Raw genomic sequence first — 26,546 nt, 5'->3', positions numbered from 1 at the left:
GAGCAGAGGCGCCACCCATAGCGATATTTCCGATTAACCAGCAGATCGCCCCATTGATATGGAAAATTAACGACGCCTCATGTGATGCTGGGGATGGATGTTCACTACTGTGACGATCAAGTCGACAGCGGCCGAGCTGCTGGAGTCAGCCGGTCAGCAAGAGAGGGAGATCCGTGGGCGCCGAGCCGCAGACTCAAGTAAGCGAATCCGATCTCAAGGCCGCGATCACTCTCATCGAGGACGCCGCCCAGAGACTGCGTGACATCCAGCGCAACCTCGACACCGCGGGCGTCACGCTCAAGGCCCACTGGGTCGGCCAGTCGGAGGCCGCCTTCGACGCCGTCCACAAGAAGTGGCACGAGCGCATGGACGTCATCCTCGGCAGCCTGACGCGGCTGGCCCAGAACATCGGAACGAGCGGCACGAACTACGCGGCGTTCAACCAGGAGCGCACCGAGGCGATCAACAAGATCGCCCAGATGATCAGCGCCGCTCCGATGTCGCGCTGACCCCCCTGCCCACCTGGAAAGTCTGGAGGCCGCGATGCCCGCGGAAGACATCTTCGACGTCACAAAGATCAACTACGGCGGTCTCGACGAGGGCGAGGTAGCCTTCGCCAAGGCCTACAACGACATGGTCACGGTGCTCGACCAGCTGGAGCGCGACCTGCTCGCCAAGAGCGCCATCTGGCAGGGCCAGGCCAAGACCGTCTTCGACGAGGTGCGGCAGCTGTGGGACCGCGAGGCGAACGACATGTCGCAGTTCATCGACCTGATGAAGCAGAACATCAACGTCACGTCGCTCAACATGCGTGAGGTCGAGCGGATCAACTCCATGATCTTCGACGGCCGGTAGGCACCGGACGACATCCCAGGGCTTCGGACATCGGAGGGGGGACATTGGGCAACGAAGGTGGCGTCGACGTCAGCCGGAGCGCGATCAAGAACGCCAGGAGCGACCTGGAGGACGCGCTCAAACTGTTGCGCGGCGAGAGCAAGGACGACGGCGGCACGGCGCCTCCGCTCTTCACCGCGTCGTCGCCCGTAAGCCGGCTCCTCTCCGACCACGAAGCCATGGGCGGCTTCTGGCCGGCCGCCGGCGGCTTCCAGACCAGCGCCGCCAACGGCATCACCGCCGTCACCAGCGCGTACGAGGAGATCATCTCGCAGGTCGAGAACGCCATCGAGCTGTTCGACCAGGTGCTGAGCAACTACGACGGCGTCGAGACGGGCAGCGAGGCCCGGTCGCGGTCGGTGCAGGTCTGATGGCCGAGCTGCAGCACGAGATCAGGACGCACCTCGACACCACGGTGTACGACGGCGTCACGCTCGACATGGTGCGCGAGAACATGGCCCGCAACAAGCCAGAACTGCTCCGCTCGGCGGCCGCCGAGCTCCTGCAGGCCAAGGACCGTCTCGACAGCCTGGCCGCGGTGCTCGAGCATCACCTGAACAAGCTGGACCAGCTCTGGACGAAGAGCGACGACTCCCGCGTGGCCAAGGCGTCGCTGCGCCGGCTGCAGGACGCGGCCGCCGACGTGTCGACCACGATCAGCAACGCGTCCGTGAACGACGATCAGTGCCCGGCCAACCCGCAGGGCGTCGCTCCTGCGTTGCTGCTGCAGGCGCACACCCTGGCCGAGTACGGCGGGAGCAACCTGCCCGAGTCGCCCGACCGTGACGTCTCCATCCTGGAGGCCGCCTTCCAAGGCGGCGTGATGGGCGCGGGAGGGGGCGCGGTGGTCGGGGCAGTGGCCGGGGCCGGCGTGGGAGCCGGACCCGGCGCGGTGATCGGCGCGGTCTTCGGCACCGTGGCGGGCGGCGTCACGGCCTTCTTCACCGACGGCCCGTTCGGCAACATCGTCGGCGAGTCCAAGCAGGAGAAGGACGCCAAGCTCGCCAAGGAGCACCTCCGGCTGCTGAGCGAGGCGACCCGGGCCAACAACGAGGTGTTCCCGCAGCGGCTGCAGACCGATATCCCGCAGTACTACGCCCCGTCCCCGAACGTGCCGCGGACGCCCTTCAGCGGCGGCGGGTACCCGGCCGTCGGCGCCGGCTTCCCCGGTGGAGCGGGCGACGGCCCCATCGGTCCTGGCCTGCCAGGCCAGGACGGGCTGTTCGACCCGAGCAGGCACCAGATCCCCGGCATGGACGGCCCGGGCGGGGCGGGCACGCAGCCAGGCCCCGGCGGCACAGCACCCGGCACAGTGCCTGGGACAGTGCCCGGCGCGCTGCCCGGAGCCGGCACGGGAACGGGAACAGGTGCGGGAGCGGGCGCGGCCCCCGGCACGGGGGCCGGTACGGGGGCCGACGCCGGCTACGGCGCGGGTCCCGGTCTCGACGGCGCCACGGGGCCCGGCGCGAACCCCGGTCACGGCGACCTCGCCGCGGGCGGACCCTCGGCGGGCCGCTCCGGCACCTCGCTGGCAGGGCTCCCCGACCCGTCCGTCCCGTACACGAGCGCGACCTCCCCCTCGGCCACCGGCCTCGGCAGCCCGTACGGCTCCACCGGCCAGACCACGACCGGGATCGGCAGCGCGTACGGCTCGACCGGCGGCGGAGTCGTCGGCGCGGGCGGCGGCGGCGCCGCGGGCCCGGCGTCCGTGCGCGGCGCGGGTGGCCTGCCGATGGTCCCGATGGTCCCTCCCTCGGGGAGCCGCGGAGCCCAGGAGCAGCAGGAGTCGACGCGCACCACGTACGTGCTCGACGACGAGGACTACTTCCGCAGCGACGAGACGACCACGTCGCCGTACATCGCAGGTGACAAGAGAGGCAGGGCATGAGCCGCGCGCCCGAGAAGGGATCGCCCCCACCGGAGCTCGCCCTGGCGCCGGACTTCCCCGGGCTGGGCGAGGACGACGGCCGGGGGCCGTACGTCGACCACGGCGAGCTGCGCGCGGTCGTCAAGCGGCTGCGCAAGCACCTGGGGACCCTGCGCGGCAACCCCCAGCCCTCCATGAGCGCCACGTGGAGCGGGCCGGGCACCGTGGGCGAGGTCGCGGGGCTCGGCAACGTCGGGCCGGCCGAGACGGGCGCGTGGGAGGTGGCCTCCAGCTTCGGATACAACACCAAGCAGGCGTACGAGGTGTTCGGCGACAGCTACTACCGGCTGCTCGAACAGGCCGAGCGCTGGGCGGACGCCGTGGAGCAGGCCATCTCCAACTACGAAAAAGGCCACATCGACAGCAGTGCGTGAGAATCGGCGGGGATGACGGAGATGGGCGACCAGTGGCAGCCGATCAGGGTTTACAGCTACCTGGGTGACCCGAAGCCGGGCTTCGGCGTCACCAGGCAGCGCGTCGTCGACTACCTGAACGGCGCCGACCCGGATTCGGTCGAGCAGGCGGGCCACAGCTACGTCGAGGCGGCAAAACTGATCCGCGGGCGGGACGGCATCCAGGGCGCGCTCATGAAAGCCGCCGAGGAGCTGTCCGAGGTGTGGCGCGGCGAGGGCGCGACGGAGGCGCTGAAAGCGCTGCGACTGCTGCACGCCAGCGCGGGCGCGCTCGGCGACGCCATGGACAGCACCGGCGAACCCATGACCCGGTACGCCGAGGCGATCCGGCGCTACCGGTCCAGCGTCCCCGCCCCGTCCGGCGGAGCGAAGAACACCGACGGCGGCGGCACGACTCCCCCGGTGATCGGCCAGGACACCGGAAGCTGGGGGACGGGCGGCACCGCCGCGGTGCTCGCCGACGACGCGGCCCGCGGGCACCTGGAGCGGCTGAACAACGAGATCGCGGTGCTGAACAGCCAGATCGCCGACGGGCTCGCGTTCAAACTGCCCGACATCCAGCCGCTCGACGTGGACACCGTGCGGGCCGACCGCCTCGACCCCGGCAGCGGGACGAACACGCCGACCGGCACCACCGCGTACTGGAACGGCGGGGGTTCCTCCGGCGGGGACGGCTCGGGGCAGGCGGGCGCAGGCGGGACCGGCATTGGCGGCGCCGCCGGAAGCGGTGGAGGCAGCGGCGCGCCCAACTCACCCGGCGGCCCGCAGGATCCGTCCCAGGACTCGCCCCAGGACCAGGGGCCGGGCCAGGGTCAGGGTCAGGACGGCGACGCGGGCCAGGGTCAGGGCCAGGACGGGAACGCCGGGCCGGGCGGGCAGAACCCCGCGCAGCCCGGCGCCGACGCCGCGCCGCAGGGGCCAGGCGACCAGCAGGACGTGCCTCCGGTCATCGGCGACACCTCGACCCAGCTCGCCGACGCCGCCCCGCCGACCGCACAGCCACAGACCACGACGCCGCAGACCGCGACAACCCTCACGCCGCAGCCGACATCGCAGCCCACGACGCATCCGACGACCGGGAACGTGTACGCGACGCCGAACGTCCACACCCCACCCGGCCAGTTCTCCACCACGCCCAGCCCGTACACCCCGAACTCAGGCACCTGGTACGGCTCGGGCGGCGCGGCCACGACCGCCGGGCCCGCCGTGCTCAGGGGTGGCGCGCCGACGCCGGGCGGGGGTGTGATGGCGTACCCGCCGGGGATGAGCGCGGCGCACGACGAGGGGCAGGAGCACACCCGCGAGATCTACGACCCCGAGGGCGACTTCTGGTCCACGCCGCAGTCCACGTCCCCCCACCGCATCGGCTGACCCGTCCCGAGGTCCTCATGGGGTGGGTCGGACGCGTTCAGCTGACCCCCGGCTCCGGGCGCGGGGTCTTTCAGGAGGTCAGGCGGGTGTGGAGGCGGTCGAGGTGGCCCATGACGTCCTCGAAGGTCCGGTCGTAGGCGGCGGCGGCAGCGCGGGCCTGCTGCTCCATGCCGTCGGGGTCATGGGCGAAACGCATCGGGTTGTCCTCGCCGAACGTTTCCTCCATCGCCTCCGACACCTGACGCCGCAGGTCGGCCGACGCCTCCTCCAGCACCTCCTTGATGCGCGCCGCCAGCTCGCCGGACGGCAGCCGCATGGCCTTGGGGTGCAGCCGGAGATCCTTCAGCCCGGTGCCGCCGAACTCGACGGTCACCAGCCCGTCCTCGTCCTCCGCACGGCCCACCAGTTCGGCGAGGGTCTTCTGGAGCTCGACCGAGCGCGCCATCTGGGCGTCGGCGTTGCGCAGGATCCGGTCGAGGTCGAGCCCGCCGAGTTCACGCTCGATCATCCGTACCTCCTCGAAAGCCACCGAAGACGCTGACAGCCACAAACCCTAGCGTCAGGAGGGGCTGGTGGGGATGTCCCGTTTCGGGCCGATCCAATCGAAGTCCTGGTAGTGCGGCGGCAGGCCGCCGTTCCTCGCCGGCTCCCCGAACGACGGGTACTCCTCGGAGTCGATGGTGATCGTCCGGAAGTTCACCGCCGCGTCGCCGCCGGGCGTGACGTAGCCGAACTGGTGGTTCTTCTTCACCATGGTCGACAGCACCTCGCCGCCCTCCTTGAGGGTGGTGGTCAGCGACGTGGCGATGAAGAGCGTGGCGACGTTGACCTGGGCGGTGATGTACTTCTCCAGCAGCAGCCCCCACACCGAGGTGTTGGGCACCCGCTGCAGGCTCTTGGCGACGACGAGCAGGCCCATCGCGGCGAACGACACCCGCATGACCCACGTCCAGAAGCTCCGGTACGACGCCGCGATCTCGTCCAGCATGCCGGCGCCCTTCGACAGCACGCCGCGCAGCACGCCGATCTCCCGGTGGAACATCCACAGGACGCGCTCCAGCTCCTCGGCGTCGCGGGCGATCCAGCCGGACCTGGCGGTGTTGAGTATCTGCGGGATGAGCTGTTTGATGCCGTCGTCGAGCCGCGCGGACATGCCGCTGTCCCAGACGGACACGGCCCGCGCCATGCCGGGTTCGTTCGCCAGCATGCCGCCCGCGATGGCGACGGCGGGCGCGATGCCGACGGCGAGCCTGCCCGTCCGCTTGAGCGCGTCGAGCGCCTTCTCCCCCAGCGACGGCAGGTAGGGGTTGTGCCGGGCGGCCACCGCCTGCGCCGGCATCATCGGCGAGGTGTACGGCCCGGGCTGCGCCGGGTACGTCGGCGGGCCGAACCCTCCTCCTGGCACCGGGCCTCGTGGCGTGGCGGCGTAGGGGTTGCCCGGCACCGGCTGGTTCGGGGTGACGCGGGTGTGCGCCCAAGGGTCCGGGGTGCTCATCAGCGATACCTCACGATGCTGGCCTCCTCGGCCGCCCGCCAGTTGCGCCTGGCCCGCTCCAGAGCCTGGGTCCAGCTCCGCACCGCCTGCTCGGCCTCGCCGAGGGTGGTGCCGGCCCAGGTGCGGAACTCCTCGTACGCGCCGCCGATCATCGCGCCGCCGATCATCCCGAAACCGAGCCCGTCGACGGCGGTGAGGGCCTGGAGCCCGTGGACGAACTCCAGAGCCGTCAGCAACTCCTCGTCGATGCGCTCGCGGGTGTGCGCGATGGTGGAGGAGGTGACGAAGAGGTCCTGTCCTGGAGTCGCCTGCTTGATCGTCATAAATCCGGATTCTTGTCAGCCGAACCGGCGGCCGTCGATCGCTTGCCGTGATCTTCACATCCGCTTCAGCACCCCGACGGCCCCGGCTCACCCGCGGTTCACCGGACGCCGATGACGTGACGCCCATGGACTTCACCGAACACGACGTGGACGAGCTGCTGCGCGAGAACGAGCGGGAGCTGCGCCGCCTCGCCGAGGCGTCCGCGAACCTGCGCCACGTCAGCGGCAAGGGCGAGAGCCGCAGCGGCCTGACCTCCGCGGTCGTGGACGCCGACGGCCGCCTGCGGAGCGTGGCGTTCTCGCCGCGCGTCCTGCGCCTCGACACCGCCGCCCTGGCGGAGGAGGTCGTCCAGGCGGTCCGTCAGGCGCAGGACGACCAGGACCGCCAGGCCCGCGAGCTGCTGGCCGTGCCGGACGCGCACACGCTCGGGCCGGCGGAGATCGCGCGGCAGTTCGAGGAGTTCCACGAGGCGTTCAGGACGGAGAGCGCCGACCGGAACGAGCGGCTGCGCCGCATGGCCGCCACCGACCCCCGCGACGCCTGACCGGCGGTGAAGGGGCGCGGCGCCCTACCCCGCGAGCCCGCGGATCCAGACGTAGAGGTCGAGCACGCCGAGCGCGAGCGGGAACAGTGCGACCAGCAGGATGACGTCCACGATCTCGCCCGCACGCCCCCAGAACGGCGACAACCGTCCGGACGGCAGCCACAGCCCCAGGCCGACGACCAGCATGGCGAGCCACAGCAGCACCATCACCACCGCCGCCGCGCCCACGACCCCGGCGCCGTCGGCGAGGGTGAACGCCATGGCCGCGAGGCCGCCGAGGCCCGAGCACAACAGCCAGAGCCGCTGACCGAGCCCGTGGAACACGCGGGCGCGCAGCAGCAGGACCAGCGAGAGCACGACGGCCATCGAGCCGGCCATCCAGCCGGGCGTGGTGACGAGGTGGACGAGGGCGCCGATCGCGGTCAGCGCGATGCCGATGACCATGCCGGTGGCGTACCTGCCGGCCTGGGCGGTCCTGGCCAGGATCGCCTCGCTGTCGAGCCGCTGGTTGTCGGCGCGCAGCTCCTCGGCGTTGGTGGGCATCGCCGGCAGCGGCACCCGGGCGATCCGGAACGCCAGCGTCGGGATCAGCGGGCTGAGCGCGATCAGCACCGTCACGGCCATGGCGGCCACGCCGGCCGGAGGCGCCGCGAACACCATCACCACGGCCGCCGCGACGGAGCCCGCCACGGCCGCGACGGCCGCTCCGAGGAAGCCCGCCACGCCGTCGGCCACCACCGCGCCGCCGATCGTGGCCGCGAGCGCGGTGCAGGTCAGCGCGGCCAGCAGGTGGGGCGCGCCCAACCCGCTCGGCGTGGAGCCGCTGACCAGTCCCTCCAACCCGGCAAGGAACGCGTACGGGAGGGCGGCGTAGCCGATCAGCGCGCCCGCCGAGGAGTCGCCGACCGCCCGCGACAACGCCGCGGCTACGCCGAGCAGCAGCGCGGCCAGCATTCCCGCGACCACGGTGACGCCGAGCGGCGGGCTCCCGGACAGCACGAGCACGGGCACCCCGAGCGCGAGCAGCACGGCCGCCGCGCCCGCGCCCAGCGCCCTGGTGTGCCGGCTCTCCCACTTGCCGGTGCTCTCCTTCACGCCGGTGGCGACCACGTCGGCCACGTCGTCGTAGAGCGCGGGCGGCAGCGCCGACTGGCGTGGCCGCAGGTAGAGGATCTCGCCGTCCAGCACGCCCAGCGCGGCGAGCGTCTGCCCCAGGTCGAACGGCGCGCCGCCGAGGCGCTGCAGCACCCAGCCGGGCGCGGCGGCCGCGTCGCCGCCGGCCTCGCCGACCGCCCGCAGCAGCCCGGGAAGCACGTGCGGCAGCGGTACGTCGACCGGCAGCGCGAGGTCCACCCGGCGGCGCGGGGCCACGATCGTGACGTGGCACAGCGGAGCCAGCGGCGACATCGGCGCTCGCGCCTGCGGGTGCCCGCCGGGGTGCATCGGTGGCTGCGGCGGTCCCGGAGGCATCGGCTGGTGGGCGAGCGAGGTCACGGCCACTCCAGAAACGACGACAAATCCTAAGAAAGACGGCATGGCGAACATAGCCGTATCTGGTAAGAAAGTGTCTCAGGTGACAGGAGGGTTGTCCCGCGAGTGAGCATCGTTGTCGTACGACGGCCTGAGCGCCGGCCGAGTCCCCAGCCACCCCGCGGCGAGATCCTGCTCGAATCACCGCCCGAGATCCCCGAGGTCCAGCCGGCCGGCCTGGCGGGGATGCTCATGTACGTCCCGATGCTGGCGGGCGGCGCGGCCATGGGCCTGATGTTCACCGCGAGCGGCCACGCCAACCCCCTGATGTACGTCGCCAGCGGCCTGTTCGCCGTCTCCATGCTGGGCATGACCCTCGGCCAGTTCGGCCGCAGCTCGGGCGAGCGCCGCGACCGGCTCAACGGGCTGCGCCGCGACTACTTCCGTTACCTGTCGCAGATCCGCAGACGCGTCCGCAAGGCCGCCGTCCAGCAGCGCGAGGCCCTCGAGTGGAGCGGCCCGGCACCCGACACCCTGTGGTGGGTGGCCATGGGCCCCCGCCTGTGGGAGCGCAGGCCTCGCGACGACGACTTCGGCACCGTACGGCTGGGCACGGGTGTGCAGAAGCTGGCCGTGCAGCTCGTACCGCCCGACACCAAGCCCGTCGAGGACCTCGACGCGCTGACCGCGGGCGCGCTGCGCCGGTTCGTACGGGCGCACTCCACCGTGGCCGGGCTGCCGGTGGCGGTCGCGCTCGACTCGTTCTCCCGCATCAACCTGAGCGGCGACCCGCGCGCCGTACGTGCCCTGGTCCGCGCGATGATCGCGCAGCTGGTCGTCTTCCACTCCCCCGACGACATGCGGGTGATGGTGTGCGCGGGCAAGGAGCGGATGGCGCACTGGGACTGGGTCAAGTGGCTGCCGCACGCCCTGCACCCCGAGGAGGTGGACGCGGCCGGACAGGTACGGCTCATGAGCGAGACCATGACGGCGCTCGACCAGCTCGTGGGCGACGACATGAAGGACCGGGCCAGGTTCCGGCCGGGCGGGAGCTCCGACGCGCTGCCGTACCACGTGGTGATCGTGGACGGCGGCCAGGTTCCGCACGACTCTCAGCTGGGCGGGGACGCCATCCAGGGTGTCACGGTGATCGACCTGTCAGACGCGGCGGCCCCGGTCGAGGAGGCCGCCACGCTGCGGCTGGAGATCCGGCAGGACGGGTTCCACATGGTGCGGATCGACCACGCGGGCAAGCAGTCCACGACCCGCCTCGGCGATCCCGACGTCCTCGACTACGCCCGCGCCGAGGGCCTGGCCAGGCAGCTCGCCCCCTTGCGCGCCTCGGCCGGCTCGGGCGGCGAGACGCAGGACCTGCTCGGCACCAACATGACGCTCACCGACCTGCTCGGCGTGGGCGACCCGGCGCTCATCCAGCCCGCCCTCACCTGGCAGCCGCGAGCCGGCCGCAACAGGCTGCGGGTGCCCATCGGCCTGGGCGGCGACGGCCGGGTGGTCGAGCTCGACATCAAGGAGTCGGCGCAGGGCGGCATGGGGCCGCACGGCCTGGTCATCGGCGCGACCGGCTCCGGCAAGTCGGAGCTGCTGCGCACGCTCGTCCTCGGCCTGGCCATCACGCACTCGTCCGAGATCCTGAACTTCGTGCTCGTCGACTTCAAGGGCGGCGCGACCTTCCTCGGGCTCGAGTCGCTCTCACACGTCTCGGCCGTCATCACCAACCTGGAGGACGAGCTCCCCCTGGTCGACCGCATGCACGACGCCCTGCACGGCGAAATGGTGCGGCGGCAGGAACTGCTGCGCGCCTCGGGCAACTTCGCCTCGCTGCGCGACTACGAGCGCGCCCGCGAGCAGGGCGCCGACCTGCGCCCGCTGCCGACGCTGTTCATCGTGCTTGACGAGTTCAGCGAGCTGCTGGCCGCCAAGCCCGAGTTCGTCGACCTGTTCGTCATGATCGGCCGCCTCGGCCGCTCGCTCGGCGTGCACCTCCTGCTGGCCTCGCAGCGGCTGGAGGAGGGACGGCTGCGCGGCCTCGACACGCATCTGTCGTACCGGATCGGCCTGCGGACGTTCTCCGCCATGGAGAGCCGGGTCGTGCTGGGTGTGGCGGACGCGTACGAGCTGCCGTCCGCGCCGGGCAACGGATACCTGAAGTTCGACACGACCGGCATGACGAGGTTCAAGGCCGCGTACGTGTCGGGCGCCCACCACGGCGACCCCGCGCAGGCCGTCGCGTCCGGCGCCCAGGCCCCCGTACGCGAGGTCGTCGAGTACGGCCCGGACCTGGTGCCGCTGCCCGAGCCGCCCGAACCCGCCGACGACGAGGAGGAGCCGGACGACGAACCCGCCTCCGCGGGGCAGCGCAGCCTGCTCGACGTCGTCGTGAGCCGACTGGCCGGGCACGGCCCCGCCGCGCACCGCATCTGGCTGCCGCCGCTGGCCGAGCCGCCCACCCTGGCGCATCTGCTGCCGCCGCTGTCGGTCACGCCCGAGCACGGGCTCACCACGGCCGGCTGGCAGGGCAGGGGCAAGCTGCACGCCGTCATCGGGATCATCGACAAGCCGTTCGAGCAGCGCCGCGACCCGTACTGGCTGGACGTCTCAGGAGCGGGCGGGCACGTCGGCGTGGCCGGAGGCACCCAGAGCGGCAAGAGCACGGTGCTGCGCACGCTGGTGGCGAGCATGGCGCTCATGCACACCCCGCGCGAGGTGCAGTTCTACTGCCTCGACTTCGGCGGCGGCGCGCTGGCGTCGCTGGAAGGGCTGCCGCACGTCGGCGGCGTGGCCACCCGCCTCGACCCGGAACGCGTACGGCGCACGGTGGCCGAGCTGGGCGCCCTCCTGGAGCGGCGCGAACGCGACTTCGCCGAGCAGGGCGTCGAGTCGATGGCGGCCTACCGCCGGCTGTGCGCGGAAGGCGCGATCGAGGGCGACGGCTGGGGCGACGTGCTGCTGGTCGTGGACGGCTGGCTGACGCTGCGGCAGGAGTTCGACTCGCTGGAGCCGGTGATCACCGACCTCGCCGCCCGCGGGCTCGGCTACGGCATCCACCTCGTCGCCGCGAGCAACAAGTGGTCGGAGTTCCGGCCCAGCGTCCGCGACCTGCTCGGCACCAAGATCGAGCTGAAGCTCGGCGACGCCTACGAGTCGGAGGTGAGCAGGAAGAAGGCCCTGGCGGTGCCAGAAGGCGCGCCGGGGCGCGGGCTGACCAAGGACGGCTTCCACTTCCTGACCGCGCTGCCCAGGATCGACGCGGTGCAGGACGTCACCGACCTGGCGGCGGGCGCCCGTGCGCTGGTCACGGCCGTGCGGGAGTCGTGGCAGGGGCCGCCCGCGCCGCCGGTCAGGCTGCTGCCCGCCGTACTGCCCGTCTCGTCGCTGCCCGAGGAGCCCGAGCGGATCCCCATCGGCATCGACGAGGCGACCCTCGCCCCCGTGTCGCTCGACTTCGACGCCGACCCGCACTTCGTGGTCTTCGGCGAGAACGAGAGCGGCAAGTCGAACCTGCTGCGGCTCATCGCGGAGGGCCTGGTGGCCAGGAAGGAGCCGAGCCAGGCCATGATGATCGTGGTCGACTACCGCCGGTCGCTGCTCGACTCGGCGGCCACCCCGCACCGCATCGGCTACGCGGCCTCCAGCGCCGCCGCCGCCGACCTGATCAACGACGCGAGGGGCGCCCTGCTGAGCCGCCTGCCCCCGGCCGACCTGACGCCCGAGCAGCTGCGCGACCGCAGCTGGTGGCAGGGCTCCGACCTGTACATCGTCGTCGACGACTACGACCTGGTCGCGACCTCGTCCAACCCGCTGACACCGCTGGTCGACCTGCTGCCGCAGGCCCGCGACATCGGTCTGCACCTGGTGCTGTCGCGCCAGATGGGCGGCGCAGGGCGGGCCATGTTCGACCCGGTCATCCAGCGCCTGAAGGACATGGCCACGCCCGCGCTGCTCATGTCGGGCAGCCGGGACGAGGGCTTCCTGTTCGGCAACGTCCGCCCGCAGCCGCTCCCGCCGGGCCGGGGCCACCTCGTGGACCGCCGGCACGGCTCCCGGCTGATGCAGACCGCGTACCTGGACACCGAGGGGGCGGCGCATGGCCGATCTTGACCTCCACCTGTCGGCGCTGGAGAAGTGCCGTACGGCCATCTACGTGACCGCCGGCCAGTACCTGGACATCCTGACCGACCGCAATCCCGGCGAGCTGACCTACGACGACCGCGGCGAGGTACGCAACCAGCGCACGCCCGTCGCCAGGGAGACCTTCGGCGCGCTGGACGACTCCGCGGCGCTGGCCGCGGAGGCCGGCCGGGTGTGGGACACGATCATCGGCGAGATGGACGCCGCCCGCCGGAAGCTCAAAGGGGTCGAGGGCGGGCTGAGCAGCGTCGAGGAGAACGTCCGCACCGCGCACCGGGCCACCTCGTGAGCGCCGGCCCGGCGCCGGGGAGGGACGAGCTGGACGCGATGCTGCGGAAGGTGACCGGCGCGCCGGGAGACATCGACGACCTCGCGCGCGCCTGGCGGAGCGTGGCCGGCGAGATCGAGGAGTTCGCGGGCGGGATGTCGGCGGCGGTCCGTACGGCGGACGACGCCTGGCGGGGCCGCTCGGCCCAGCAGTTCGTCACGTACATGGGCAGGTACGGCGCCGCGGCGGGCTCGCTCCGGGCGGCCCTGACCGGCTCCGCCGCCGCCCTGGAGTCGGCCGCCTCCGCGCTGCGCGAGGCGCGCACGGAGATCGCCGCGATCTGCCGCGACCTGGACACCAGCCTGGCGAACTACCGCAGGCGCTTCTACGCCGACCAGCCCGACGCCACCGAGGCCGACCTGCGGCCTGGCCTGGCCAGGCTGGTCGGCCAGGCGAGGACGGCTGCGCAGGAGTGGGTGGACAGCGCCGACGAGGCCGTGACAAAGGCGAAGAACACCGTCAAACAGTTCGTGGACGAGCACGGCCCCACCTTCCGCGCCATTCCTGACGTCTCCCGCCAGGAGTTCACGCCCGCGCCCGGCCGGCGCATCGAATGGCTGCGCGAACCCGGCTACCAGGAGCGCGGCGGCGTCCCCGCGACCACCGCCCTGTCCGGCGCCCCGGCCGCCGCTCATGCCCCCTCGTACGGACCGAGCGGCCCGCCGCCGGCCGGCGGCGGGCCCGCGCCGACCGAGCAGGTCAGGAAGTGGATCGAGGAGGCCATCGCGATCCTGGCCCGCCACGGGGTGCCGGCCTCGAAGATGAACCCCGACGACATCTGGACGATCGTGCGGCACGAGTCGGGCGGCAACCCCCATGCGATCAACAACTGGGACTCGAACGCGGCCCAGGGCACGCCGTCCAAAGGACTCATGCAGACCATCGACCCGACGTTCAACGCGCACGCGCTGCCCGGCCACCGCGACATCTACGACCCGGTGGACAACATCATCGCCGGCGTCCGCTACGCGATCTCCCGCTACGGCTCGGTCGCGAACGTCCCCGGCGTGGCCAACACCAGACAGGGCCTGGGCTACGTCGGCTACTGACGCGCACCACGCACCCACCGGCCCCCGCGCGCGACAACCGGCCGGCTCCGGGCCTGGCGCGATCGGGCGAACCGCTCAGCCGCAGTTGCCCCAGGAGGTGCTGGTGCTGCCCGAGCCGGTGCTGCCCGACACGCGCACGCACTTCCCCCTGGCCGGCAACGTGACCGGACCCGCGTAGTAGTCGAAGCTGCCGCTGTCGGTCAGGGTCCCGCCGCCCTGCACCTCCAGCTTGACGCTCACGGACGTCCGCACGCCGATGTCGGCGGTCTTCATGGTGACGGCGCAGTTCTCCCCGGTGCTGTCGTTCCACAGCTGGTACGTCACCCCGCCGGCGAACGAGCTGGAGCGCTGGACCACGAAACCCGACCCGCACGCCGCCGTGGGCGTGTACGGGTTCTGGGCCTGCGCGGCCACCGTCGGCTTGGCCGAGCTCTTCGTCGGCGTCGGTGCCGCGGTCGTCCGCGTCGGCGTGGGCCGCGCGGACGTGCGCGTCGGTGTCGGCCGCGCGGACGTACGCGTGGGGGTGGGCTTCGCCGACGTACGCGTCGGGGTCGGCCGTGCGCTGGTCCTCGTCGCCTGCGGCTTACGGGACGGCGTCGGCGTCTTGCGCGGCGACGCCGTCCGCTTGCCCGTGGCTGTCGGACGGGACGTCGGCACCACGACCGGCTGCGTCGGCACCACCGGCACCGTGGGAACCGTCGTCAGCTCGGGCACCGTGGGCGAGGCGGACGTCCACTCCGACGGCAGCTGCATCGGCCCGACGCTCTGGTCGTTCGTGGCCCACGGCACGTCGGCCTCTGGCTGCGTCCGCGGGTCGCCGGCCTGGTCGGCCCCCTGCGGCCCGGTCGGGGTCGGCATCGGCACCGGGGTGGTGCCGGGCTGCGCGACGGAGGCGGAGTTGACCTGGTTCAGCTCGACGTACCTGTTGGCGCCCCACAGGCCGACGGCCGCGACGAGCGCGACCACGCCGACCCCGGCGACCACCATCATGGGGAAGCCGCGACGCGGCACCTGGGAGGACGGGCGGGGCGACACGGCCTCGCCCCTGACGGCGTACGGCGGCGGCGGGCCGTCCTCCGGCGGCCCCCACATCGGCGCCTCGGCCCGCTGCGGCACCCCCGCCACCGGCACCCCACTCAACGGCCCCTGCACCGCCCCCGGCGGCGGCCCTTGCGACGGCACCCCTTGGGACGGCCCCTGTGGCGGAAGCACCTGCATCGGCCCGTGCGGCGGCCCTTGTGGCGGCAACACCTGCCCCGGCCCCCGAGGCGGAAGCACCTGCATCGGCCCTTGCCCCGGCCCCTGAGGCGGAGGCACTTGCATCGGCCCTGGCGGTGCCTGCATCGGCCCTTGCGGCGGCAGCACCTGCATCGGACCTTGCCCCGGCCCCTGAGGCGGCAACACCTGCATCGGCCCCGGCCCGTGCGGCGGCGGGACCTGCATCGGCCCCTGCGGCGGCACCCCGAACGGCCCCGGCCCAGACATCGGCACCCCGACGACCGGCTCCCCGGAAGTCCCTCCTTGAACCGGCCCAGCAAGGGGTCCCGACCCGGCAGCAGAACCAGCGACCGGGCCTCCAGGCACAGGCCCGGCTCCAGCACCCGCCCCGGCCCTCGGCCCGGCAACAGCCCCCGACCCCGGCCCAGCCACAAAACCCTGCCCAGAGCCAGGACCCCGCTCAGATTCTGCGGACACCGGACCAGAGCCAGGACCCCGCTCCGATTCTGCGGACACCGGACCAGAATCGGAACCCGAGCCGGAATCGGAATCCGAGCCGGAGCCAGGTGCGGGACCGGAAACAGGACCGGCACCGTTGACGGGCCCCTGCTTCGAGCCCTCGGCCACGGAACCAGGAACGGGACCCGGACCTGAGTCGCCACGGGAACCACGGACAGCCCCCTGCGCCGCGTCCGCGGAATCAGGTTCAGGGGCCGAGTCCGCAGAATCCGGGTTAGGCGTCGAAGCCACAACCGCCGAAGCAGGCACGTCACCCACAGAACCCGGCTCAGCGGCCGAGCCCGCAGAAGCGGGGTCAGGGGCCGAACCAGCCGAAGCCGACGCCGAACCCACGGGGACCGGGTCAGCGGCCGAACCGGCCGGGGCGGAGGTCGAGCCCTCAGGAGCCGGGTCAGCGCTCGGGTCCGAGGAGGCCGGGGCTGCGGTCGTGGTTGCGGAGACCGGGGCGGGGGTTGCGGGTTGGGCGTCGGGGGTCGAAGTGGTGGGGGGTGGGGTGGTTCTCTGGGTGGATGGGGTGGGGTTCTGGGTGGGTGGGGTGGGGTCGGCGGGGTGGCCGAGGATCTGCATGAGGGCGCTGTAGGCGGTCGGGCGCGAGCCCGCCTCCTTGGCCATGGCCGCGAGCAGCACCCGGCGCATCAGCTCGGCCTCGACCCCGACCCCGACCCCGACCTCGGGCTCGGCGTCGAGGACCGCCTCGCGCCCGTCGAACGGCGGCTCGCCGGTCGCCGCGAACACGATGGTCGCCGCCCAGGCGAACACGTCCGCGTGCGGGCCGTACGGGATGCCCTTGAGCTGTTCTGGGGCCTGGTAGGCGACCTCTCCGACGGGTTCGCCCACGGCGGCGTCGGTCACCCTCGGGCCGTCGGGGCCGAGGATCACGTTGTGCGGGGTGAGCGAGCGGTGTGACAGGCCCGCGAGGTGGACGGCCGACAGGGCGGTCAGCACCCCGATGGCGATTCTCTCCAGCGCGTCCCCGCTCAGCGGACCGTCGTCGGCGATCGCCCGGGCCAGGCTCCTGCCCTCGACGTACTCGCGGACGATGTACGGCCTGCCGTCCAGCGACCCGGTGTCCAGGACCCTGGCGACGTACGAGCTGGAGACCCGCTGGGCGGCCGGCAGCCCGGCGGGCACCTCGGAACCGGACCCCGGCTCGGCAGAGGGCGCCTGTCCCGACCCGGCGGACGCCACGGGAGCCGACCGCGCGGACACATCCGGATCCGGCTGGGTGAGGGCGGGCAGGAGCTTGATGGCGACGGTGGGCGCATCGTCGGCCTCGCGGCCGAGGAAGACCTCGCCTCTCGGACCCTGTCCCAGCAGACCGATGATCTCGAAAGCGCCGATCCGCTCGGGATCTTCAGGTCGTAAAGGGAGCATGTCCCGCCCTTTCCCCAAAAAGCATGATCGGGGACATTCAACCAGATGGGTCACACCAGCATCAGGAGTTTCGGACCGGTGAGCTGACCGTTCACCGTCCCGTTCCCTCGAAGCACTCCTCACGGAGGAGGACCTCAACGCCCTGGACGCCATCCTCTGCGCCGGCCCATCGGGATGAACGCCCGGGCCACCAGCACGAGCAGCCCGAGCCCGAGCCCGGAACCGGCGACGGTGAGGGCGAGCCGGACGGCGTCGCGGTCGACGGGCGGGGCCTTGGCGACCGCGCCGCGCGGCAGCGGGCTCGGCAGCGGCGGCGCGACCACGGGGGCGCCCTCGGGTTCGAGCGGCAGGATCGCGCTGAGGGCGAGCATGGGGTTGACCATCCCCGCGCCCTTCCCACCGCCGACCGCGCCGTCGGCGGTGGCGATGATCCGCCGTCGTACCTGGGCCTGGTCGAGCCGGGGGAAGCGGGCCCGCACGAGCGCCGCCACCCCGGCGACATAGGGGACGGCGTAGCTGGTGCCGTCGAGGTCGGTCCGGTAGACGCCGCCCGGCCAGGTGGAGGTGACGTCCTGCCCTGGCCCCAGCACGGACACGGGCGTCTCCTTGTTGGAGAACTCCGCCAGCGCCCCGTTCGGCCCTGACGCGCCCACCGCGAGCACCCCTTCGTAGCCCGCCGGGTACTCGGGGACGGGCGTGCCGTCCTCCTTCGTGGTGTTGCCGGCGGCGGCCACCACGACGACGTCCTTCGCGAGCGCGTACTCCACGGCCCGCTTCAGGTCCGGCTGATCCGCCGTCGAGATCGACAGGTTGATGACGTCCGCGCCCTCGTCGGCGGCCGACTCGATGGCCTTGACCAGCAGTTTCGGGTCACCGTTCCGCTCGGAGTCGGTCTGCTTGTACGACAGCAGCCGCACCCCCGGCGCCACGCCGTAGAACGGGACGCCCTTGATGTACTGGGCGCCGATGATGCCGGCCACGGCGGTCCCGTGCCCGACGCAGTCGTTGAAGCCGGTGCCGACGAGGTCGGCCCGGCCGGCCAGCCGGATCTGCGGATGGGACACGCCGCTGTCGATGACCGCGACGGTGACACCGGCGCCGGTGGACAGTTGCCAGGCACGCCTCGGGTCGAGCCGCTTCTGCGCCCAGGACTCGCCGATCGCCAGGGTGCCGCGGGCGGGCCGGCAGGCCTCACGGGCGACGGCGGGCATCAGCGGCAGCTGCAGAGCGAGCGCGCTCGCCATGAGGGCGCGACCAATCATGGCGGCAAAGCGTAGCCTGCCCGGCCAGAAGGGGCAGAGCGGCGATCAACGGAAGAAGCCCCGGCGCCGTCGCCAGGGCCTCAACCCGCGGTCACCTCGTCGCGGACTCGATGTTCTGGCGGTACGTGCCGATGACGCGCGACGCCTCCCTCAGCTCCTCGGACATGCGCTGGAAGGAGACGCGGTAGTTCTCCCACGCGTCCTTGAACTTCTGGGCGCCCGGGCCGGTCCAGACCGTGCCGACCTTGGCGGCCTCCTTGTTGAGCGCCGCCATGGTCGCCTGGACGGCCTCGGCCTGCTGGTCGAACTGGGCCGCCATCGTCTGCATTTCATGCGGGTCGCCGCCGAGCATGCTCTGGCTCATGCATACCTCCTGGAACGGGTGAAAGCGCCATCACAGTAAGACGGCCCACCAGGCGTCGCCCGCGTTATGCCAAGCGGCTATGGTCTACCAGAGGATCGTTCGGATGCGCGCGGGGAGCTGTCCGTCCATGCGGAAGATGGTGGTGACCGGCCCTGACCGTGCGTCGGCCGTGCCCTCGTCGTGCCCCCGCATCGCCGCCGATACCTTTCTGTTCCCGGGCTCCTCGGGAGCCGGGCGCGACGCGGGGCAGGTGCCCCACGTGACGGCGGCACGTCGCCCGGCCGCCGGACCGAGACGGAAGACACGAGGAGAGGACGTAGTGCGGTGCGGAAGGTTCTGATCGCCAACCGCGGCGAGATCGCCGTACGGGTGGCCCGCGCGTGCAAGGACGCGGGGATCGGCAGCGTGGCGGTCTACGCCGACCAGGACCTCGACGCCCTGCACGCCAAGGTCGCCGACGAGGCGTACGCGCTGGGCGGGCAGAGCCCGGCCGAGACCTACCTCGACATCGCCAAGCTGCTCGACGTCGCCCGCCGCTCGGGCGCCGACGCCGTCCACCCCGGCTACGGCTTCCTCGCCGAGAACGCCGACTTCGCCCAGGCCGTCATCGACGCCGGGCTCGTCTGGATCGGCCCGCCGCCCTCCGCCATCGCCGCGCTCGGCGACAAGGTACGCGCCCGCCACATCGCCCAGAAGGTCGGCGCGCCGCTGGTCGCCGGCACGAAAGACCCGGTGTCAGGCGTCGACGAGGTGGTGGCCTTCGCCGAGGAGCACGGGCTGCCGATCGCCATCAAGGCCGCGTACGGCGGCGGCGGGCGCGGCATCAAGGTGGCCCGCCACATGGAGGAGGTCGCCGAGCTGTACGAGTCGGCCGTGCGCGAGGCGGTCGCCGCGTTCGGGCGCGGCGAGTGCTTCGTCGAGCGGTACCTCGACCGGCCGCGCCACGTCGAGACCCAGTGCCTGGCCGACCACGAGGGCAACGTGGTCGTCGTCAGCACCCGCGACTGCTCGCTGCAGCGCCGCCACCAGAAGCTGGTGGAGGAGGCGCCCGCGCCGTTCCTGACCGACGAGCAGGTCGAGCTCCTGTACGCGAGCTCGAAGGCCATTCTCAAGGAGGCCGGCTACGTCGGCGCCGGCACGTGCGAGTTCCTCGTCGGCCAGGACGGCACCATCTCCTTCCTCGAGGTCAACACCCGGCTGCAGGTCGAGCACCCGGTCACCGAGGAGGTCTCGGGTCTCGACCTCGTACGCGAGATGTTCAGGATCGCGGGCGGCGAGCCGCTCGGCTACGACGACCCGGCGCTGCGCGGCCACGCGATCGAGTTCCGGATCAACGCCGAGGACGCGGGCCGCAACTTCCTGCCCGCCCCCGGCACGCTGACCGTCCTGCGCCCGCCGTCCGGGCCCGGCGTGCGGCTCGACTCCGGGTACGAGGCCGGCATGACCGTGCCGGGCACGTTCGACTCCCTCGTGGCCAAGCTGATCGTGACCGGCCGCACGCGGCAGGAGGCGCTGGAGCGGTCTCGGCGGGCGCTCGCCGAGTTCGAGATCGCCGGCATGCCGACCGTGCTGCCGTTCCACCGGGCCGTCGTGTCCGACCCGGCGTTCACGTCGTCGCCGTTCTCCGTCCACACGCGGTGGATCGAGACCGAGTGGGACAACACCGTCGAGCCGTACGCGGGCGACGTGACCGCCGCCGAGGCGCCCGAGCGCGAGTCCGTCACGGTCGAGGTCGGAGGCAAGCGGATCGAGGTCGTCCTGCCCGCCGGGCTCGGCGCGGGCCAGGTGCCCTCGCCCGGGCCCGCCCGGGCGCCGCGCCGTTCCGGCGGCGCGGCGAAGAAGGGCGCGGCGGGCGGCGACGCGCTGGTGAGCCCGATGCAGGGCACCATCGTCAAGGTCGTGGCCGCTGACGGCGACACGGTGAACGAGGGCGACACGGTCGTGGTCCTCGAGGCCATGAAGATGGAGCAGCCGCTCACGGCCCACAGGTCGGGCACGGTCACCGGCCTGGCGGCGGCCGTCGGCCAGACGGTCACCGCGGGCGCCACGATCTGCGAGATCAAGAACACCTGAGCCACCCCCGGCGCGTGACCGATCCCGGTCTCTTCCGCCGCGATGTACGCCTATGAGCGTCCGGACGGGTAGCGTGCCCCTTGAGGAACTTTGCCGACCGCCCGTTCGTCCTCAAGGGCGAAGGAGGCTTGCTGCCCATGACTCATTCGCTGCGCCGCGCAGGGGCCGCGATCGTGGCTCTGATCGCCGGTCTGTTCGTCGTACTCGCGTTGTCCCCTGCCGCTCAAGCGGCGGCTCCCCCTGACGCGAAGTCGGTGGTGTCCCACTGGAAAGACCAGAAAGACCCACTCTTCGTCGCGCCGGGCTCGGCTCTGTCGTCGGACCAGCAGTCGGAGATCCGCGACGCCCTCAAGGGCGCCGACACCAGCGTCTACGCCGTGGCGCTCCCCGACGGCACCCTCGACGGGTCCAGCATCGGGGCGTACATCAACCAGCTCAACACCGCGGCGGCCGCCGCGGGCCGGCCGCGGGCGACGTTCGCGGTGCTCGACGGCACGACGCTGTTCGCCGCGTCGAGCGCGCTGCGCCAGTCGGGCCTGGCGGGTGAGCTGGCCAACCGGTCCGTCACCGCCAACGAGGGCAACGTGGTCGACGGCATGAAGGACTTCGTCAACCGGGTCGACCTCGCGGCGAACGGAAAGGTCCGCAACGCGCTCGACTCCGGCAGCCAGGCCAACCCCGGCGCGGGCGGCACGGGCGCGCTGATCGCCCTCGGCGCTCTGGTCGTGGTCGGCGGCGGCGGCTACCTCCTCTACTCAAGCAACAAGAAGAAGAAGCAGGCCATCCAGGACGCCAAGGACCTCGCCGCGGTCAAGCAGACCGTCGACGAGGACGTCACCAAGCTCGGCGAGGAGATCACCGCCCTCGACGCCGACGTCACGCTGTCCGGCGCGGGTGGCAGGCACATCGACGAATGGCAGACGGCGCTCGACTCCTACGAGAAGGCGAAGACGCAGCTCGCCACCGTCGAGCGGGCCGACCAGGTCCGCGAGGTCACGCAGACCCTCGAGGACGGCCGTTATGCCCTGGCCGTGGTGAAGGCCAAGGTCAACAACGAGCCCGTGCCCGAGCGGCGCGCCCCCTGCTTCTTCAACCCGCAGCACGGCCCGTCGGTGCGCGACGTGCGCTGGGCCCCGCCCGGTGGCGCCGTCCGCGACGTGCCGGCCTGCAAGATGGACGCCGAGGCCGTGGAGCGCGGCTTCGACCCGCAGATGCGTGAGGTCATGGTCGACGGTCAGCGCCGGCCCTACTACGACGCGGGCCCGGCCTACCAGCCGTACGCCTACGGCTACTACGGCGGCTTCGGCGACGTCATGACCGGCATGTTCATCGGCACCATGATGGGCAGCATGCTGAGCGGCGGCTTCGGCCTGGGCGGCTACGGCGCGGGTTACTCCGAGGGCTACGCCGACGCGGGCGGCGACTTCGGCGGCGGCGACTCCGGTGGCGGCTGGGGCGACTTCGGCGGAGGCGGCGACTTCGGCGGGGGCGACTTCGGCGGCGGCGACTGGTAACCCACCGCGTAAGCGTCATGGAGGGGCTCCGCACGAGTGGCGGGGCCCCTTCCTTGTGCCCCGCGAGTGCGGACCCCGCGAGTGCGGGCCCGGCGAGTGCGGGCCCGGCGGGTGCGGGCCCGGCGGGTGCGGGCCCGGCGGGTGCGGGCCCGGCGGGTGGGGGCCCGGCGCAGCCCCTGCTTGTGCCCGCCCCTCGTGGGGCGAGCAGAATGGCCCGTGTGATGTATGTCGCCGAGGGGCCGCGGGTGGCGCTGCGGTACGTCTGCCTCCAGGACTTCGACGAACTCGTGGTCCTGCACAAGGAGAGCGCCGAGATGCTGGCCCGCTGGATGCCGGGGCAGCCCATCGTCACGTACGAGGACTTCGAAAGATACCTGTCCCGGTTCGCCGACGAGCTGCACGAGGGCTTCCTCGTCTGCCGGCGCGACACCGGCGCGATCGTGGGCCGCGTCAACGTCAACAACATCGTCCGCGGCACCCATCAGAGCGCCACCATCGGCTACTGCGCCTACGCCTCCACGACCGGCCACGGCTACATGACCGAGGGGCTGCGGCTGCTCGTCGGGCACGCGTTGGGCGAGATGGGGCTGCACCGGCTGGAGGCCAACATCCAGCCGACGAACGCCGCCTCGCTCGCCCTCATCCAGCGCGTCGGCTTCCAGCGTGAGGGCTACTCCCGCAACTTCCAGTTCATCGACGGCGCCTGGCGCGACCACGAACGCTGGGCCGTCACCGTGGAGATGCTGCCCTAGTCGTTCGTCGGGAGCAGGGTGCCGAGCGGGCCGAGGTCGAGGTTGAGGTCCTGCGGCGTCAGCCCGAAGCGGTCGCACAGGTCACCCATCGCCTCCTCCAGGCGCATCAGCGTGACCCCGAGCGTCTCGATCTGGTCGTCCGTCAGGTCGCCCTGCTCCATCCTGCGGACGCACTGCCGCTCGACGAGCTGCCGCACCAGTTCGACGACGGTCAGCACGAGCCGGGTCAGGTCGCGTTCCACGGTGTCCGGGTCGGCGACGATCCGCCGGCTCGGCCGTTCCACCGGGCTCACCGGGGTCCACCTCCCTCGAGTTCGTCGATGGACACGATGAGGGCCCGCAGCGAGATGCGGACCAGGTCGACGTCGGCGATGGACAGCACCAGGTCGCCGGTCACCACCACGCCTCCCGCCAGCAGCCGGTCGAGCAGGTCCACGAGGGCGACGCGCTCGGGCGGCAGTCGTTCGTGGGCGACGACGTCCCGCATCACCTGGTCTCCATGACCGTGAACGAGTACGGCGCCCAGGGTCCGGTCACCCGTAGCTCCACGCCGTCGCCGCCGAGGTCTCGCGCCAGCTCGGCGAACTCGTCCTCGCGCTTGTCGTCCACGAGGTAGGCGCCGTTCAGCAGCATCCAGTCGTGCCGGCCCGACAAACTGGGGTCCTGGGCGCGGTGGCGGCAGCCCGCCACCGACAGCGCGCTCAGCGCCCGGTGGATGTGGTCGGCGCGCTGGAGTGCCTGGCGGCGGATCTGCTCCCTGCCGCGCAGGTTCGCCCGCCGCCGCTGCAGGTACGCGGTCCCCGGCCGCCCCGCGTGCGGAGTCGCCGCGGCGGGCTCGTCCTGACCGTCCGCACCGTCCGCGGACGCGACGGCGTACGCCTTGACGCCCCACTCGCGCCGCCCGGTCACGTGGTCGAGCACCCGCAGGAAGTCCTGCCCGCGCCGGTCGAGCAGGTCGCGTACGGGCCCGTCGCCGTCGTACACGGTGACGAGCCGGACGGGGGCCGTCGCGGTGGCCGCCGCCACGGCGTCCACGACGCGGTGGTGGGCGCGGGCCGTCTCGGCCACCCAGTCCATGTCCTCCAGCGACCGCCGCAGCGGCTGCTCGCCGAACCGGTCCAGCGGCACCGTGCTCACGTACGCGACAAGCCCCGGCCCGCCGCTGATGGTGCGTACCGGCAGGTCGGCGACGCCGTCCGGGCACTGAGACAGGACGTCGCGGGCCACGGCGTACAGGTAGGTGCCCTCAGGCATCGAGGCCCTCCTGCTCCAGCGCGGACAGGCGGCGGCGCAGGCGGCGGTTCTCCTCCACCAGCTCGCGGTCCCTGCCCGACAGCCACGGGTCGTGCTGCCACCAGTCGATGCCGAGTTCCCTGGCGGTGTCCACGGACGCGATCAGCAGCCGCAGCTTGATCGTCAGCAGTTCGATGTCCAGCAGGTTGACCCGGATGTCACCGGCGATCACGACGCCCCGGTCGAGCACCCGTTCCAGGATGTCGCCGAGGTTGGTCGGCTCGCGGTTCATGGGTGCGGCTCCGTAGCCGGCGCGCATGGGGCCGCCGGACTGCATGACCCGGTCCATCAGTACGCCTCGCTGAAGTCGGCGTTGGCCCGCCGGTAGCGCCGTGTCCTCCGGTACGACACCAGACGACCCTCCTTGTCGATGGTGAGCAGATAGATGGCGAGCATGTCGCTGGAGGAGGGGATCCGGCGGCTCTCGACGACCTCGACGCTGACGAGCCAGCCGTCCTCGGTCGGCTCCACCGAGGTCACGCCCTCGGACTGCCTCGAGGTGAGCTCCGTGATGTGGCGAAGGGCGATGCCGCCCGCCGTCGCGGCGTTCAGCGGGCGGCGCGGACGCTCGGGCGCGCGCCCGCGTGGCCCGGACTCGTCGGGCTCGTCCGAGGTCTCGGGCGGATGGGCGCGCGTCTTCATGACGCCCGCGCGTCGGGTGGTGGGCATCGATCACCTCCGGGTGGTGGCGGTCAACCGTTGCAGCGCCTCGTCGACCGCACGGCGCTCCTCCTCCTCGGAGATCAGCCCGGCGCGCCGGGCCTCCTCGATCTCCTCGAGGCGCCGCCGTACGGACGCGGGGTTGTGCAGTTCCGTCTCTGCCTGTTCCTGAATCCGTTGTGCGAGCCAGACCAGACCGCGCAGCGGCCCGTACAACGGAAACGTCAGGAGTCCCGTCACCAAACCCACGGCTCAGACCTCCTGCTGCGTGGTGACGAAGTCGTACGGGGCGAGCGGGCCGAGCAGGCGCAGGTCCACGCGCCCCTCCCAGCGTTCGCCGAACGCCGTGAGCGTCTCCTCCAGCTCCCGCTGCCTGCCCGTCTCGACGAGCAGCGCCACGTGCACGGCGTCCTGCTCGTGCGTGGGCTCGCGGACCACCGCCATCTCGTAGTGGCCGGAGAGCCCGTCGACCAGCAGCTGGGTGTCCATGTCGCGCTTGGCCTCGATGCTCTCGGCGACGATCTCACCGAGCCTGATCCGTTCGTCGCGGGTGGCCATCTCGTCCCGCCCGCGGATGAGCCGGCGCAAACTCTCGGCCTCCGGGCTCTCGGCGAGGATCTCCGACAGCAGGGCCCGTTCGACGTAGCGGCCCCGGACGATGAACTCCGCCATGCCCTCCAGCTCGCGCAGGGCCGCGCTGAACTCGTCGTGGTGCGGTTCGAGCAGCTCCCGCACCACGGCGTCGGCGTCGGACAGCACGGCGCCGAACCGGAACGGCAGCACCGGCGACTTCGCGGCGGTGGCGTCGAGCAGCCGTTCGTGGGCGTAGTAGTCGCCCGGGCTGCCGAGCGGCTCGCCGGCGTCGACGTCGCTCACGAGCGCGGCGATCTCGCCGTGGCGGACGAGCCGCACCTTGCCCGCGGGTTCGCCCAGCCCTTCGGTCTCGGGCGGGCTCTTCAGGTCGGCGGGCACGATGCCGTAGACGTAGGAGGCGAGGTTCTCGGCCTTGCCGGCGCGCTGTTTCGGCACGGAGGCCGTGGAGACCTTCGGACGTCCCATGGTGCTTACTCTTCCTCTCGCTGGACTCGCGGCCGCCTGCGCGGCGCCTCGCGCGACTCGCGCGGCTCACGCTCGACGGTGACCTCGGGCTCGTCCTGCCGCTGACCGGTGAGTTCGCCGGCCGCCGAGCCCTGGACCATGTCCTGGGGCTTGCCCCCACCCTTGGTCGCGGCGAGGACGTCGGTCAGTCCCTCTTCGCTCTCCGCGAGGTCCAGCCGGTTGGCCGCCTCGGCGAAACGCAGGTACGTGTCCACGCTCGCAACCACGACCCGGGCGTCGATCGTGAGGATCTCGATCCCGACGAGCGACACCCTGACGTACGCGTCGATCACCAGCCCTTTGTCGAGGATGGTGTCGATGACGTCGGCCAGGCCCGTGGGCGACGGACGTCCGGCCATCTGGCCGGTCCCGGCCGGTTGCACAGACGTACTCATGGATATCTCCTCTCGTTCGTGTTGCCTGCCCATCAAAAAGGACACAGAACCCCATACAAC

At 72.3% G+C, this 26,546-nt stretch carries 28 protein-coding genes; 13 read left to right on the top strand and 15 right to left on the bottom strand.

What is annotated here, in order from left to right; genetic code table 11:
• Window positions 1-173 precede the first annotated feature (173 nt).
• Genes BLR04_RS13005 through BLR04_RS12980 form a run of 6 tightly spaced genes read left to right on the top strand, consistent with a single transcriptional unit; the run spans window position 174 to window position 4,605 of the window.
• The gene (locus BLR04_RS13005; protein ID WP_090763342.1) at window positions 174-509 is read left to right on the top strand and encodes a WXG100 family type VII secretion target; all 336 of its coding nucleotides are present in this window, start codon (window positions 174-176) and stop codon (window positions 507-509) included.
• Between the two features lie 34 nt (window positions 510-543).
• A complete protein-coding gene (locus tag BLR04_RS13000) occupies window positions 544-855 on the top strand; it encodes a WXG100 family type VII secretion target (protein ID WP_090763339.1) in 312 nt (103 codons plus the stop codon).
• A 44-nt stretch (window positions 856-899) separates the two neighbouring features.
• Window positions 900-1,265, top strand: coding sequence for a hypothetical protein (locus BLR04_RS12995; protein WP_090763336.1), 366 nt, complete (start codon window positions 900-902; stop codon window positions 1,263-1,265).
• A complete protein-coding gene (locus BLR04_RS40595) occupies window positions 1,265-2,782 on the top strand; it encodes a WXG100 family type VII secretion target (protein ID WP_090763332.1) in 1,518 nt (505 codons plus the stop codon). The genes BLR04_RS12995 and BLR04_RS40595 overlap by 1 nt, the downstream gene beginning before the upstream one ends.
• Complete coding sequence (locus BLR04_RS12985) at window positions 2,779-3,195, top strand: hypothetical protein (RefSeq protein WP_090763331.1); 417 nt, start codon at window positions 2,779-2,781, stop codon at window positions 3,193-3,195. The genes BLR04_RS40595 and BLR04_RS12985 overlap by 4 nt, the downstream gene beginning before the upstream one ends.
• A 12-nt stretch (window positions 3,196-3,207) precedes the next feature.
• Complete coding sequence (locus tag BLR04_RS12980) at window positions 3,208-4,605, top strand: hypothetical protein (RefSeq protein ID WP_090763329.1); 1,398 nt, start codon at window positions 3,208-3,210, stop codon at window positions 4,603-4,605.
• 70 nt (window positions 4,606-4,675) lie between these two features.
• Here BLR04_RS12980 and BLR04_RS12975 read toward each other — a convergent pair whose 3' ends face one another.
• The 3 genes from BLR04_RS12975 to BLR04_RS12965 are packed head-to-tail and all read right to left on the bottom strand — an operon-like array spanning window position 4,676 to window position 6,423.
• Entirely contained in the window at window positions 4,676-5,113 is a 438-nt protein-coding gene (locus tag BLR04_RS12975) for a YbaB/EbfC family nucleoid-associated protein (protein WP_090763327.1), read from the bottom strand.
• Window positions 5,114-5,164: 51 nt separating this feature from the next.
• Complete coding sequence (locus BLR04_RS12970) at window positions 5,165-6,100, bottom strand: hypothetical protein (protein WP_090763324.1); 936 nt, start codon at window positions 6,098-6,100, stop codon at window positions 5,165-5,167.
• On the bottom strand, window positions 6,100-6,423 hold the full coding sequence (locus BLR04_RS12965) for a hypothetical protein (RefSeq protein ID WP_090763322.1): 324 nt from the start codon (window positions 6,421-6,423) through the stop codon (window positions 6,100-6,102). The genes BLR04_RS12970 and BLR04_RS12965 overlap by 1 nt, the downstream gene beginning before the upstream one ends.
• A 125-nt stretch (window positions 6,424-6,548) precedes the next feature.
• Here BLR04_RS12965 and BLR04_RS12960 point away from each other — a divergent pair, with 125 nt between their 5' ends.
• Window positions 6,549-6,968, top strand: coding sequence for a YbaB/EbfC family nucleoid-associated protein (locus tag BLR04_RS12960; RefSeq protein ID WP_090763319.1), 420 nt, complete (start codon window positions 6,549-6,551; stop codon window positions 6,966-6,968).
• A 24-nt stretch (window positions 6,969-6,992) separates the two neighbouring features.
• Here the strand turns inward: BLR04_RS12960 and eccD are convergent, their stop codons facing one another.
• On the bottom strand, window positions 6,993-8,462 hold the full coding sequence (gene eccD, locus BLR04_RS12955) for a type VII secretion integral membrane protein EccD (RefSeq protein ID WP_245740214.1): 1,470 nt from the start codon (window positions 8,460-8,462) through the stop codon (window positions 6,993-6,995).
• Between the two features lie 102 nt (window positions 8,463-8,564).
• Here eccD and eccCa point away from each other — a divergent pair, with 102 nt between their 5' ends.
• Genes eccCa through BLR04_RS12940 form a run of 3 tightly spaced genes read left to right on the top strand, consistent with a single transcriptional unit; the run spans window position 8,565 to window position 13,964 of the window.
• Window positions 8,565-12,557, top strand: coding sequence for a type VII secretion protein EccCa (gene eccCa, locus BLR04_RS12950; protein ID WP_090763313.1), 3,993 nt, complete (start codon window positions 8,565-8,567; stop codon window positions 12,555-12,557).
• The gene (locus tag BLR04_RS12945) at window positions 12,544-12,876 is read left to right on the top strand and encodes a hypothetical protein (protein WP_090763310.1); all 333 of its coding nucleotides are present in this window, start codon (window positions 12,544-12,546) and stop codon (window positions 12,874-12,876) included. The genes eccCa and BLR04_RS12945 overlap by 14 nt, the downstream gene beginning before the upstream one ends.
• Complete coding sequence (locus tag BLR04_RS12940; RefSeq protein WP_218128868.1) at window positions 12,873-13,964, top strand: transglycosylase SLT domain-containing protein; 1,092 nt, start codon at window positions 12,873-12,875, stop codon at window positions 13,962-13,964. Before BLR04_RS12945 ends, BLR04_RS12940 begins: the two co-directional genes overlap by 4 nt.
• A gap of 75 nt (window positions 13,965-14,039) precedes the next feature.
• Here the strand turns inward: BLR04_RS12940 and BLR04_RS42305 are convergent, their stop codons facing one another.
• The 3 genes from BLR04_RS42305 to BLR04_RS12925 form a co-directional block, all read right to left on the bottom strand.
• Window positions 14,040-17,075, bottom strand: coding sequence for a serine/threonine protein kinase (locus BLR04_RS42305; protein WP_176903058.1), 3,036 nt, complete (start codon window positions 17,073-17,075; stop codon window positions 14,040-14,042).
• Window positions 17,076-17,209: 134 nt separating this feature from the next.
• On the bottom strand, window positions 17,210-18,337 hold the full coding sequence (locus BLR04_RS12930; RefSeq protein WP_090763304.1) for a S8 family serine peptidase: 1,128 nt from the start codon (window positions 18,335-18,337) through the stop codon (window positions 17,210-17,212).
• 91 nt (window positions 18,338-18,428) lie between these two features.
• Window positions 18,429-18,701 (bottom strand): WXG100 family type VII secretion target, encoded by a 273-nt coding sequence (locus BLR04_RS12925; protein WP_090763301.1) that lies wholly within the window; start codon window positions 18,699-18,701, stop codon window positions 18,429-18,431.
• Window positions 18,702-19,025: 324 nt separating this feature from the next.
• On the opposite strand from BLR04_RS12925, the gene BLR04_RS12920 reads away from it, so the two are divergent.
• From BLR04_RS12920 to BLR04_RS12910, 3 genes are all read left to right on the top strand, one after another.
• Window positions 19,026-20,774, top strand: a complete 1,749-nt coding sequence (locus tag BLR04_RS12920) for an acetyl/propionyl/methylcrotonyl-CoA carboxylase subunit alpha (RefSeq protein ID WP_090763298.1) — start codon at window positions 19,026-19,028, stop codon at window positions 20,772-20,774.
• A 137-nt stretch (window positions 20,775-20,911) separates the two neighbouring features.
• On the top strand, window positions 20,912-22,288 hold the full coding sequence (locus tag BLR04_RS12915) for a hypothetical protein (protein WP_245740213.1): 1,377 nt from the start codon (window positions 20,912-20,914) through the stop codon (window positions 22,286-22,288).
• 221 nt (window positions 22,289-22,509) lie between these two features.
• The gene (locus tag BLR04_RS12910; protein WP_245740241.1) at window positions 22,510-23,040 is read left to right on the top strand and encodes a GNAT family N-acetyltransferase; all 531 of its coding nucleotides are present in this window, start codon (window positions 22,510-22,512) and stop codon (window positions 23,038-23,040) included.
• On the opposite strand, the gene BLR04_RS12905 is transcribed toward BLR04_RS12910, so the two are convergent.
• From BLR04_RS12905 to gvpJ, 8 genes are read right to left on the bottom strand one after another with little or no spacing between them, the layout of a single operon-like run.
• Complete coding sequence (locus BLR04_RS12905) at window positions 23,037-23,333, bottom strand: gas vesicle protein K (protein WP_245740212.1); 297 nt, start codon at window positions 23,331-23,333, stop codon at window positions 23,037-23,039. The two genes, BLR04_RS12910 and BLR04_RS12905, sit on opposite strands and share 4 nt — an antisense overlap.
• The gene (locus BLR04_RS12900) at window positions 23,330-23,527 is read right to left on the bottom strand and encodes a gas vesicle protein (protein WP_090763290.1); all 198 of its coding nucleotides are present in this window, start codon (window positions 23,525-23,527) and stop codon (window positions 23,330-23,332) included. The genes BLR04_RS12905 and BLR04_RS12900 overlap by 4 nt, the downstream gene beginning before the upstream one ends.
• The gene (locus BLR04_RS12895; protein ID WP_090763287.1) at window positions 23,527-24,294 is read right to left on the bottom strand and encodes a GvpL/GvpF family gas vesicle protein; all 768 of its coding nucleotides are present in this window, start codon (window positions 24,292-24,294) and stop codon (window positions 23,527-23,529) included. The genes BLR04_RS12900 and BLR04_RS12895 overlap by 1 nt, the downstream gene beginning before the upstream one ends.
• On the bottom strand, window positions 24,287-24,622 hold the full coding sequence (locus BLR04_RS12890; RefSeq protein WP_245740211.1) for a gas vesicle protein: 336 nt from the start codon (window positions 24,620-24,622) through the stop codon (window positions 24,287-24,289). The genes BLR04_RS12895 and BLR04_RS12890 overlap by 8 nt, the downstream gene beginning before the upstream one ends.
• Window positions 24,622-25,002: a gas vesicle protein GvpO gene (gene gvpO / locus BLR04_RS12885; RefSeq protein WP_218128865.1), complete on the bottom strand. Its 381-nt coding sequence runs from the start codon at window positions 25,000-25,002 to the stop codon at window positions 24,622-24,624. The genes BLR04_RS12890 and gvpO overlap by 1 nt, the downstream gene beginning before the upstream one ends.
• A 3-nt stretch (window positions 25,003-25,005) precedes the next feature.
• A complete protein-coding gene (locus BLR04_RS12880; protein WP_090763281.1) occupies window positions 25,006-25,242 on the bottom strand; it encodes a gas vesicle protein GvpG in 237 nt (78 codons plus the stop codon).
• 3 nt (window positions 25,243-25,245) lie between these two features.
• Window positions 25,246-26,052 carry a GvpL/GvpF family gas vesicle protein gene (locus BLR04_RS12875; RefSeq protein ID WP_090763279.1) on the bottom strand — a complete coding sequence of 269 codons (807 nt, stop codon included), beginning with the start codon at window positions 26,050-26,052 and terminating at the stop codon, window positions 25,246-25,248.
• A 5-nt stretch (window positions 26,053-26,057) separates the two neighbouring features.
• On the bottom strand, window positions 26,058-26,486 hold the full coding sequence (gene gvpJ, locus BLR04_RS42715; protein ID WP_090763276.1) for a gas vesicle protein GvpJ: 429 nt from the start codon (window positions 26,484-26,486) through the stop codon (window positions 26,058-26,060).
• Window positions 26,487-26,546: the final 60 nt, after the last annotated feature.

The sequence above is a fragment of the Nonomuraea maritima genome (assembly GCF_900100395.1).
GTDB lineage: Bacteria > Actinomycetota > Actinomycetes > Streptosporangiales > Streptosporangiaceae > Nonomuraea > Nonomuraea maritima.
Note: the sequence above shows the minus strand (reverse complement) of the source record. Positions and strands in the feature narration are given on the sequence as shown.